The sequence below is a fragment of the Dokdonella sp. genome (assembly GCF_017744955.1).
Lineage (GTDB): Bacteria > Pseudomonadota > Gammaproteobacteria > Xanthomonadales > Rhodanobacteraceae > Dokdonella_A.
On record NZ_JAGIAG010000001.1, the window covers coordinates 220,559 to 231,069 of the forward strand.

At 70.2% G+C, this 10,511-nt stretch carries 6 protein-coding genes; 3 read left to right on the forward strand and 3 right to left on the reverse strand.

The window, feature by feature from the left end; translation table 11 throughout:
- Positions 1-74: 74 nt before the first annotated feature.
- Positions 75-1,391, reverse strand: coding sequence for a nucleoside transporter C-terminal domain-containing protein (locus J7520_RS00910; protein WP_291182835.1), 1,317 nt, complete (start codon positions 1,389-1,391; stop codon positions 75-77).
- A gap of 458 nt (positions 1,392-1,849) precedes the next feature.
- On the opposite strand from J7520_RS00910, the gene gltB reads away from it, so the two are divergent.
- Entirely contained in the window at positions 1,850-6,334 is a 4,485-nt protein-coding gene (gene gltB, locus J7520_RS00915; protein WP_291182837.1) for a glutamate synthase large subunit, read from the forward strand.
- On the forward strand, positions 6,331-7,782 hold the full coding sequence (locus tag J7520_RS00920; protein WP_291182839.1) for an FAD-dependent oxidoreductase: 1,452 nt from the start codon (positions 6,331-6,333) through the stop codon (positions 7,780-7,782). Before gltB ends, J7520_RS00920 begins: the two co-directional genes overlap by 4 nt.
- Before the next feature lie 80 nt (positions 7,783-7,862).
- Here J7520_RS00920 and msrB read toward each other — a convergent pair whose 3' ends face one another.
- Together msrB and msrA are read right to left on the reverse strand one after the other, a co-directional pair.
- Positions 7,863-8,315 carry a peptide-methionine (R)-S-oxide reductase MsrB gene (gene msrB / locus J7520_RS00925; protein ID WP_345776896.1) on the reverse strand — a complete coding sequence of 151 codons (453 nt, stop codon included), beginning with the start codon at positions 8,313-8,315 and terminating at the stop codon, positions 7,863-7,865.
- Positions 8,312-8,968 carry a peptide-methionine (S)-S-oxide reductase MsrA gene (gene msrA, locus J7520_RS00930; RefSeq protein ID WP_291182841.1) on the reverse strand — a complete coding sequence of 219 codons (657 nt, stop codon included), beginning with the start codon at positions 8,966-8,968 and terminating at the stop codon, positions 8,312-8,314. Before msrA ends, msrB begins: the two co-directional genes overlap by 4 nt.
- A gap of 247 nt (positions 8,969-9,215) precedes the next feature.
- Between msrA and J7520_RS00935 the strand changes: the two genes are divergently transcribed.
- Positions 9,216-10,445, forward strand: a complete 1,230-nt coding sequence (locus J7520_RS00935) for an efflux RND transporter periplasmic adaptor subunit (RefSeq protein WP_291182843.1) — start codon at positions 9,216-9,218, stop codon at positions 10,443-10,445.
- The last annotated feature ends 66 nt before the right edge of the window (positions 10,446-10,511 follow it).

The window sequence follows — 10,511 nt, forward strand, 5'->3', positions numbered from 1 at the left end:
GCCGCCGGCCCGCTTCCCGTCGTCGAATATGCGAGCGCCGCGGTGAACGTCGACGAAACTCCGCCGGAGCCGCTTCAGAGCTGCTCCAGCACTCCCGCGATCGTCGCAGTCATGAAAGTCGCGATCGAGCCGCCGAGCACCGCGCGCAGGCCGAGGCGGGCGAGGTCGGCGCGGCGATTGGGCGCCAGTCCGCCGATGCCGCCGATCTGGATCGCGATCGAGGAGAAGTTGGCGAAGCCGCACAGCGCGTAGGTCGCGATCAGCTGGCTCTGCTGGCTGAGCTGCGACAGGTGCTTGGACATGTCGACGTAGGCGACGAATTCGTTGATGACGATCTTCTGGCCGATGAAGCTGCCGACCAGCGGCGCTTCGCCCCACGGCACGCCGATCAGCCAGGCCAACGGGGCGAGCAGCCAGCCGAACAAGGTCTGCAGCGACAGCTCGACCGGATGGCCGGCCTGCGCGCTGAGCCACGCGTTGAGCGAGGAATCGGGAGCCGCGCCCCAGGCGTGCGTGCCGAGCCACTGGAACGGCGCGTTGAGCAGGGCGACCAGCGCGATGAAGGCGAGCAGCATCGCGCCGACGTTGAGCGCCAGGCGCAGGCCGTCGGCAGCGCCGGCGGCGGCCGCGTCGATCACGTTCGCGGTGGTCTTCTCGACCTCGAGCTTGACCGTGCCGCGCGTCAGCGGCTCGCCGGTCTCCGGCACCAGGATCTTGGCCAGCATCATCGTCGCCGGCGCGGCCATGATGCTGGCGGTGAGCAGGTGCGTGGCGAAGAACACGCGCTGCGCCGGATCCTCGCCGCCGAGCAGGCCGACGTAGGCGGCCATCACGGAACCCGCGATGTGCGCCATGCCGCCGATCATCACCGTCATCAGCTCCGACTGCGTCATGCGCTCGATGTAGGGCTTGATCGTCAGCGGCGCCTCGGTCTGGCCGATGAAGACGCTGGCGCAGACGCTGGTGGTCTCCGCGCCGGACACGTTCATGACCTTGGTGATGACCCAGGCCATGCCCTTGACGATCTGCTGCATGAAGCCGATGTGGTAGAGCACGCCGGTCAGCGCGGCGAAGAAGATGATCGTCGGCAGCACCTGCACGGCGAACACGAAGCCGAACTTCGACACGTCCATGAAGCTGCCGAAGATGAAGTCGGAGCCGACCCTCACGAAATCCAGCAGTCTGACGAAGCCGGTGGCGATCGCGTTGAACACCTCGCGCCCGAGCGGCAGCTTGAGCACGATCGTGGCGAACACGATCTGCAGCACCAGGCCGGTGAGGACCAGCCGCCAGCTCACCGCGCGCTTGTCGTTGGAAAACGCGAACGCGATCGCGATCAGCACCGCGAGGCCGAACAGTCCGAACGCGATGTGACCCAGCGCCTGCAGCATGCTTGTTCTCCCCCAAGCGCCTGTGCGCCGGCAATCGGGGGAATGTAGAGCAGCGGCAAATGCCTATGCAAGGCGAAGCGATCGCAGACGTTCCGTTCCGCCGGCGGGAAGGATGCCGCCACCGTTTTGCGTGATCCGCTCGCGGGAGAGGACGGGCGAATGCGGACCGGGGCCGTCGGCTCGAACGCGGCGCGACGGTGCGGTTTCTGCGTTTCCCCGTCCACTCGCGCGTCCTGCGCTCGCCCTCGGTCGTCGCAGGACGGCTTCGATCCTCCGCCGGCGGGAGGGTGACGGCGCCTGTCCACCACGGGAGCCTTTGACGCTTTGCAGCAAATATGTTCTAGTCGGCGCGAGCGTTCCCCTCCCGGAGTGACTTCAGGAATGGGCGTCTATACGTCCATCCGCGAGTCGTCGTCGACGCGGACTCCGGCGAGGCGCGCCATGCGGAGGTGCGCACGATGGCAGCAACCCGGCATGCCGGCCTGTACGATCCGGCCTACGAACACGACAGCTGCGGCTTCGGGCTGATCGCACAGCTCGACGCGCGCGCCAGCACGGCGCTCGTCGACAAGGCGTTCGCCGCGCTCGAACGCATGGCGCACCGCGGCGCGGTCGGCGCCGACGGACTCTCCGGCGACGGCTGCGGCATCCTGCTGCATCGACCGACCGCCTGGCTGCGCGCCCTGGCGGACGAAGCCGGCATCGCACTCGGCCAGCGCTTCGCGGCGGGGCTGATCTTCCTCTCGCCCGATCCGCTGCGGCGCGAGCAATCCGTCACCGAACTCGAAGCGCGCCTGCGCGACGAGGGTTTCGCGATCGCCGGCTGGCGCGAGGTGCCGCTGGATCTGTCCGTGTGCGGCGCACAAGCGGCCGCCTCGCTGCCGCGCATCGCGCAGATCTTCGTCAACGCACCGCGCGAACTCGACGACGGCGCCTTCGACCGCAAGCTGTACCGCGCACGGCGCCTGGCGACCAATGCGCTGCCGGACGAGGAGCACTTCTACGTCGTCTCGCTGTCGGCCGCGATGATCGGCTACAAGGCGATGGTGCTGCCGGGCGCGCTGCGGCGCTTCTATCCCGACCTCGCCCGGCCGGACCTGGCCGCGTGCGCCGCCGTGTTCCACAACCGCTTCTCGACCAACACCACGCCGCAATGGCGGCTGGCGCAGCCGTTCCGCTACCTCGCGCACAATGGCGAGATCAACACGATCCGCGCCAACCGCAGCTGGATGGCCGCGCGCGCGAAGAAGCTGGTCTCGCCGCAGTTCGACTTCTCCACGCTCGGCGCGCTGGTGACGATGTCGGGCTCCGATTCGCAAAGCCTCGACAACGCGCTCGAACTGCTGCTGATCGGCGGCATCGCGCTGCCGACCGCGATGCGCATCCTGGTGCCGCCGGCGTGGTCGGCGCGCGAGGACGTCGACACCGACCTCGCCGCGTTCTACGAGTACTACGGCCTGCACACCGAACCGTGGGACGGCCCCGCCGGCCTGGTCATGTGCGACGGCCGCTACGCCGCCTGCACGCTCGACCGCAACGGCCTGCGGCCGGCACGCTGGGCGCTGTCGGCGGACCGGCATCTGGTCGTCGCGTCCGAGGCCGGCATCTGGGACTACGCCGATGCCGACCTCGTCGAGAAGGGCCGGCTGGGACCGGGCGAGATGATCGCGGCCGACCTCGCCGAGCACCGCCTGCTGAAGAACGCCGACGTCGACGCGCTGAACCGTGGCTTGGCGCCGTTCAAGCAGTGGCTGCGCGACGGCATGACCTATCTCGAATCGCACCTGATCGACCCGGGCCTCGCCGCCGAACCGTTCCCGCCCGAACTGCTGGCGCGCTTCCAGAAGCTGTTCGGCCTGTCGCGCGAGGAGCGCGACACGATCCTGACCGCGCTGGCCGAGGACGGCGTCGAGGCGACCGGCTCGATGGGCGACGACACGCCAATCGCCGCGCTGTCGGGCGAGGCACGCCCGCTGTACGACTATTTCCGCCAGGCCTTCGCGCAGGTCACCAATCCGCCGATCGACCCGCTGCGCGAGACGGCGGTAATGTCGCTGGTCACGCAGATCGGCCCGGAAGGCAACCTCTTCGAACTCTCGGCGGCGAACGCCAAGCAGGTCCTGCTGACCTCGCCGATCCTGTCGCAGCGCAAGTTGCGCCAGCTGCTGGCGCTGCCGCAGTTCGCCGACGCGCAGTGCTTCGTCGATCTCTACTACGACGAGAGCGAAGGACTCGAAGCGGCGCTGAAGCGCCTCTGCATCGAGGCGACCACCGCCGTGCGCACCGGCGCGCGGCTGGTGTTCCTCAGCGACCGGTATCCACCCCAGCAGGCCGGGCCGCAGCAGCCGGACAAGCTGCCGATCCACGCGCTGCTCGCCACCGGTGCGATCCATCAGGCGCTGGTCGAGGCGCAGCTGCGCTGCGACTGCAACCTGCTGGTCGAGACTGGCACCGCGCGCGACGCGCACCACTTCGCCTGCCTGATCGGCTTCGGCGCCTCGGCGGTGTATCCCTACCTCGCCTACCAGACCCTGTTCGACCTCGGCCGCAACGGACGCATCCGCGACCACGACGGCGAACCGCGCGAACTCGGACGCACTTATCGCAAGGGCATCCGCAAGGGGCTCTTGAAGATCATCTCGAAGATGGGCATCTCGACCATTGCCGGCTATCGCGGCGCGCAATTGTTCGAGATCGTCGGCCTCGATCGCGCGATCGTCGAGCTCTGCTTCGCCGGCGCGCCGGCGCGCATTGGCGGCACCGGCTTCCCCGACCTCGAAGCCGAGCAGCGCGAGCGCCGCGCGGCCGCGTTCGACGACGAGGCGCGGCTCGCGCCCGGCGGCCTCTTGAAATACGTGCACGGCGGCGAATACCACGCCTACAACCCCGACGTGGTCGGCGCGCTGCAGGCCGCGGTGCGCAGCGGCGAGGTCGAGGACTACCGCCGCTACGCCGAGCTGGTCGATCGCCGCGCGCCGGCGGCCTTGCGCGACCTGCTCGAACTGCGCGACGACCTCGAACCAATTCCGCTGGATGACGTCGAGCCGGTCGAGGCGATCCTGAAGCGCTTCGATTCCGCCGGCATGTCGCTCGGCGCATTGTCGCCGGAAGCGCACGAGACCTTGGCGCAGGCGATGAACCGGCTCGGCGCGCGCAGCAACTCCGGCGAGGGCGGCGAGGACCCGGCGCGCTACGGCACCGACAAGATGTCGAAGATCAAGCAGGTCGCCTCGGCGCGCTTCGGCGTGACGCCGGAGTACCTGGTCAATGCGGAGGTGCTGCAGATCAAGATCGCGCAGGGCGCCAAGCCCGGCGAGGGCGGCCAGCTGCCGGGCCACAAGGTCAACGAACTGATCGCGCGCCTGCGCTACGCGCGACCGGGCATCGGCCTGATCTCGCCGCCGCCGCATCACGACATCTATTCGATCGAGGACCTCGCGCAGCTGATCTTCGACCTGAAGGAGGTCAATCCGGACGCGCTGGTCTCGGTCAAGCTGGTCGCGCACGCCGGCGTCGGCACGATCGCCGCCGGCGTGGTGAAGGCGTATGCGGACCTGATCACGATCTCCGGCCACGACGGCGGCACCGGCGCGAGCCCGCTGACCTCGATCCGCTACGCCGGCGTGCCGTGGGAACTCGGCCTCGCCGAGGCGCACGAGACGCTGCGCCGCAACGGCCTGCGCGAGCGCGTGCGCCTGCAGACCGACGGCGGCCTGAAGACCGGCCTCGACGTGGTCAAGGCGGCGATCCTCGGCGCCGAGAGCTTCGGCTTCGGCACGGGACCGATGATCGCGATGGGCTGCAAGTACCTGCGCATCTGCCATCTGAACACCTGCGCGACGGGCGTGGCGACCCAGCTCGACGTGCTGCGCAAGAACCATTTCGTCGGCACCGCCGAGCTGGTGATGCGCTACTTCCGCTTCGTCGCCGGGGACGTGCGCGAGCACCTGGCGCGGCTCGGCCTGCGCCGCCTCGAGGACCTGGTCGGCCGCACCGACCTGGTGCGCCGGCGCGAGGATCTCGACGGCAAGCGCGCGCGCGTCGACGTCGCGCCGCTGCTCGACGCGGCGGGACTGGTCAGCGACAGCGCGCAGGTGTGCGCAGGCAGCCGCAACGTGCCGCGCGATCCCGGCTCGCTCGCCGCGCGCATCGTCGAGGACACGCGCTTCGCCGTCGAACATCGCCGCGGCGGCGAGTTCCGCTACGCGGTGAAGAACACCGACCGCTCGCTCGGCGCGCGCCTGTCCGGCGAAGTCGCGCGCCGCCACGGCGACCGCGGCATGGACGACCACCCGATCACCCTGCGCCTGTCCGGCAGCGCCGGCCAGAGCCTGGGCGCCTGGAACGCCGGCGGCGTGCACATCGTGCTCGAAGGCGAGGCCAACGACGGCGTCGGCAAGGGCATGACCGGCGGGCGCATCGTCGTGCGTCCGCCCGACGGCGCCGGCTTCGTCGCGCGCGAGGCGGTCATCGTCGGCAACACCTGCCTGTACGGCGCGACCGGCGGCGAGCTGTACGCCGCGGGCGTCGCCGGTGAGCGCTTCGCGGTGCGCAATTCCGGCGCGCTGGCGGTGGTCGAGGGTACGGGCGACCACACCTGCGAATACATGACCGGCGGCATAGTCGTCGTGCTCGGCCGCACCGGCATCAACTTCGGCGCCGGCATGACCGGCGGCTTCGCCTACGTGCTCGACACCGAACGCGACTTCGTCGACCGCTACAACCACGAGCTGATCGACATCCAGCGCATCTCGCCGGAAGGCATGGAGAACCACCTGCAGCACCTGTCCGGGCTGATCGCCGAGCACGTGCGCGCGACCGGCAGCGTCTGGGGCGGGCAGATCCAGTCGCACTTCCGCGACCTGCTGGCGAAGTTCTGGCTGGTCAAGCCGAAGGCGGCCAGCGTCGACTCGCTGATCGACGAACTGAGGCGCGCGGCATGAAGGAGAACAACCCGTACTTCGTCGAGATCCCGCGCGCGCTGCCGCGCGAAGTGCCCGTCGCCCTGCGCGTGCTCGGCTGGGGCGAGATCTACGGCGGCTTCGATCCCGGCCAGGGCGAACAGCAGGCGGCGCGCTGCATCGATTGCGGCAATCCGTACTGCGAATGGAAGTGCCCGGTGCACAACTACATCCCGAACTGGCTCAAGCTGGCGAAGGAAGGCCGCGTGTTCGAGGCGGCCACCTTGATGCACGAGACCAATCCTCTGCCGGAGATCTGCGGCCGCGTCTGCCCGCAGGACCGCCTGTGCGAGGGCGACTGCACGCTCGCCGACGGCTTCGGCGCGGTCACCATCGGCGCGATCGAGAAGAACATCGTCGACCTCGCCTTCAAGCAGGGCTGGCGGCCGGACCTGTCCAAGGTGCGGCCGAGCGGCCGCCGCGTGGCGATCGTCGGTGCCGGCCCGGCCGGCCTGTCGGCGGCCGACCGCCTCGTGCGCGCCGGCGTCGCCGCGACCGTGTACGACCGCTACGAGGAGATCGGCGGCCTGCTCACCTTCGGCATTCCGCCGTTCAAGCTCGACAAGGACGTCGTGCGACTGCGCCGCCAGGTGCTCGAAGGCATGGGCGTCGAGTTCCGCCTCGGCGTCGAGATCGGCCGCGACCTGCCGTTCGCCGACCTGCTCGGCGGCTACGACGCGGTCTTCCTCGGCACCGGCGCCTATCGCGAAGTCGCCGCCGATCTACCCGGCGACGACCTGCCCGGCGTGCTGCCGGCGCTGCCGTTCCTGATCGCCAACGTGCGCCGGCTGCTCGACGGCGGCGCGCCGACGGACGCGCAGCTCGACCTGCGCGGCAAGCGCGTCGTCGTGCTCGGCGGCGGCGACACCGGCATGGACTGCAACCGCACCGCGATCCGCCTCGGCGCCGCGTCGGTGACGTGCGTCTACCGCCGCGACGAGGCGAACATGCCGGGCAGCCGGCGCGAGGTGAAGAACGCGCGCGAGGAAGGCGTGCGCTTCCTGTTCAACCGCCAGCCGCTGGCCGTGCTCGGCGCGGAGCGCGTCGAGGGCCTGCGCGTGGTCGAGACGCGCCTGCTCGCCGACGGCCGCGGCCGCGCGCGGCCGGAACCGGTCGCCGGCAGCGAGGAAGTGCTGGCCGCCGACGTGGTCATCGTCGCGTTCGGCTTTCGCGCGAGTCCGCCGCCGTGGTGCGCCGAGGCCGGCATCGAACTCGACGACAGCGGGCGCCTGCTCGTCGGCGGCGCCGGCCGCCTGCCGTTCCAGACGACCCATCCGCGCGTGTTCGCCGGCGGCGACACCGTGCGCGGCGCCGATCTGGTCGTGCGCGCAGTGCACGACGGGCGCGAGGCGGCGGCGGCGATGCTGGAATTCGTCACGGAGTCGGCGGCGAAGCGTCGAGCGAAGCCGATCGAAGTTCCGGCCGCCTGAAGCGCGATCCGAAAGACGTCGTCATTCCCGCGAATGCGGGATGACGACGATCGACGTTTTCCGACTTACCCCGAAACCGCTCAGGCAGCGCCGGCGGCCTGCGGCGCGAACTCCAGCGCCGCCGAGTTCAGGCAGTAGCGCAGCCGCGTCGGCGGCGGCCCGTCCGGGAACACGTGGCCGAGGTGGCCGTCGCAGCGCGCGCAGCGGATCTCGGTGCGCACCATGCCGTAGCTGGTGTCGCGCACCTCGCGGATGTGCGCCGGATCGAACGGCTCGTAGAAGCTCGGCCAGCCGGTGCCGGACTCGAACTTCGTCGCCGAGCGGAACAGCGGCAGCGCGCACAGCCGGCACTGGTAGACGCCGGTGCCTTTTTCCTCGAGCAGCCCGCCGCAGAACGGCGGCTCGGTGCCGTGGTCGATCATCACGCGGCGCTCCTCCGCGCTGAGACGCGCGGCGAGGCGCTCGCGCTCGGCGGCGGACAGCGGGGTGAGGTCATAGCCCGATGCGGAAACGTTCGTCGCGGACGTGCTCATGCCAGACCTCCGTCGCGCGGGCTGTCGCTGCGCAGCCAGTCGCCGAACTGCTTGCGCAGCTTGGCCACCTTCGGCGCGGCGACCGCGGCGATGTAGGGCTGCGCGGGGTGCTGCGCGGCGTAGTTCTGGTGGTAGGCCTCCGCCTGGTGGAACGCCTCCAGCGGCACCAGCTGCGTGGCGATCGGCGCGCTGAAGGCCTTCGCCTCGTCGAGCTGGCGGATGTAGGCGGCGGCGATCGCGCGCTGCGTCTCGTCGATGTAGAAGATCGCCGAACGGTACTGGCGGCCGCGGTCGGCACCCTGGCGGTCGACCTGGGTCGGGTCGTGCGCCACGGCGAAGAACACCTTCAGCAGCTTGGCGTAGCTGATCCGCGCCGGATCGAAGCGGATCGAGATCGCCTCGGCGTGGTCGGTCCTGCCGCTGCACACGGCCTCGTAGTTGGCGCTGGCGGCGTTGCCGCCGCTGTAGCCGGAGGTCACGCCGAGCACGCCGTCGAGCTCGCGGAACACCGCCTCGACGCACCAGAAGCAGCCGCCGGCGAGCACGGCGAGCTGCTCGCCGGACGTCGCCGGCGCCGGATCGAAGGCGGGATCGGGGAACTGGCTGCGCTCGATCGCGAGCGCGGCGCCGGGAAGATCGCAAGTCTCGTTCATGGCTGGCTCCTTCGCAGGGGGAAACCCGTCGGCTGTCGCCGCATGCGCGACGGACAGGACAGGCGGAACGGGGATGTTCTTGCAGATGGCGGCGGCGGGGCTGGACGCAAGAGCGGAACTCCGCCGCGTCGGCCGGCCTCCAAGGCGGCGGCGCGGAGCATGTAAAGACGGATTTACTCGGCTGCAACGCCGTTTTCGCCGCGCCGCTGCTAGCCTTCACCTGCCGCTCTGCAAAGGACTCGCCCGCATGTCGCGTTGGAAAATCGCGCTCCTCGTCGTCGTTCTGCTCGTGCTCGGCGCGATCGGCTGGCGCCTGTTCCACGGCAGCGCCGGACCGGGACCGGGTACGCGCGGCGGCATGGGCGGCGCGGACGCGCCGGTGCCGGTCACCGTCGTGCCGGTCGAGCAGAAGGACGTGCCGGTCTATCTGAGCGCGCTCGGCACGGTGCAGGCGCTGAACACGGTGACGGTGAACTCGCAGGTGACCGGCCAGCTGAAGGCGCTGCACTTCACCGAGGGCGAGGAGATCGCGCAGGGCGCGCTGATCGCCGAGATCGACCCGCGCACGTTCCAGGCCGCGGTCGACCAGGCGGTGGCGAAGAAGAACCAGGACGCGGCGCAGCTGTCGGCCTCGCGCAGCACGCTCAAGCGCTACGAGGAGCTGATCGGCAAGCACTTCGTCTCCGCACAGGACCTGGAGAACCAGCGCCAGACCGTGCGCCAGCAGGAAGCCCTGGTCGCCGCCGACGATGCGGCGATCACCTCGGCGCGCACCCAGCTCGGCTACACGCGCATCACCGCGCCGATCGGCGGCATCGCCGGCATCCGCCAGGTCGACGTCGGCAACCTCGTCACCGCCAATGGCAGCACCGGCATCGTCACGCTGACCCAGGTACATCCGATCAACGTGATCTTCACGCTGCCCGAGCAGAACCTCGGCGAAGTGCGTGCCGGCCAGGCCGAGGCGCCGCTCGCCGCCACCGCGCTCGACCGCACCGACGCGCATGCGCTCGGCGACGGTGTGCTGAAGGTGATCGACAACCAGATCGACACCAGCACCGGCACGTTCAAGCTGAAGAGCGAATTCCCCAACGCGAACAACGCGCTGTGGCCGGGCCAGTTCGTCAACGTGCGGTTGCAGATCCGCACCGTCAAGAACGGCCTGGTGGTGCCGGCGACGGCGCTGCAGCGCGGGCCGGAAGGCAACTACGTCTATGTGCTGCACGCGGACGACACCGTGGCGATGAAGACCGTCGTCACCGCCGGCGAAGCCGCCGACAACGGCGTGCTGATCGGCAGCGGCGTCGCCGCAGGCGAGAAGGTCGTCACCGAAGGCCAGTTCCGCCTCAAGCCCGGCAGCAAGGTGGTCGCGCTGGCGCCCGGCCAGGCGGCGCCGGCGACCAGCGAAGCGGAGCTGTCGAAGCTGAAGGAACAGGACAAGGGCCAGCAGCGGCGCGGTGGGCGGCGTGGCGGATAGCAGCGCCTCCTTCCGCGTTCACCTCTCCCTCGCGCGGGAGACGGCGAACTGCGGCGAAGAACCGAA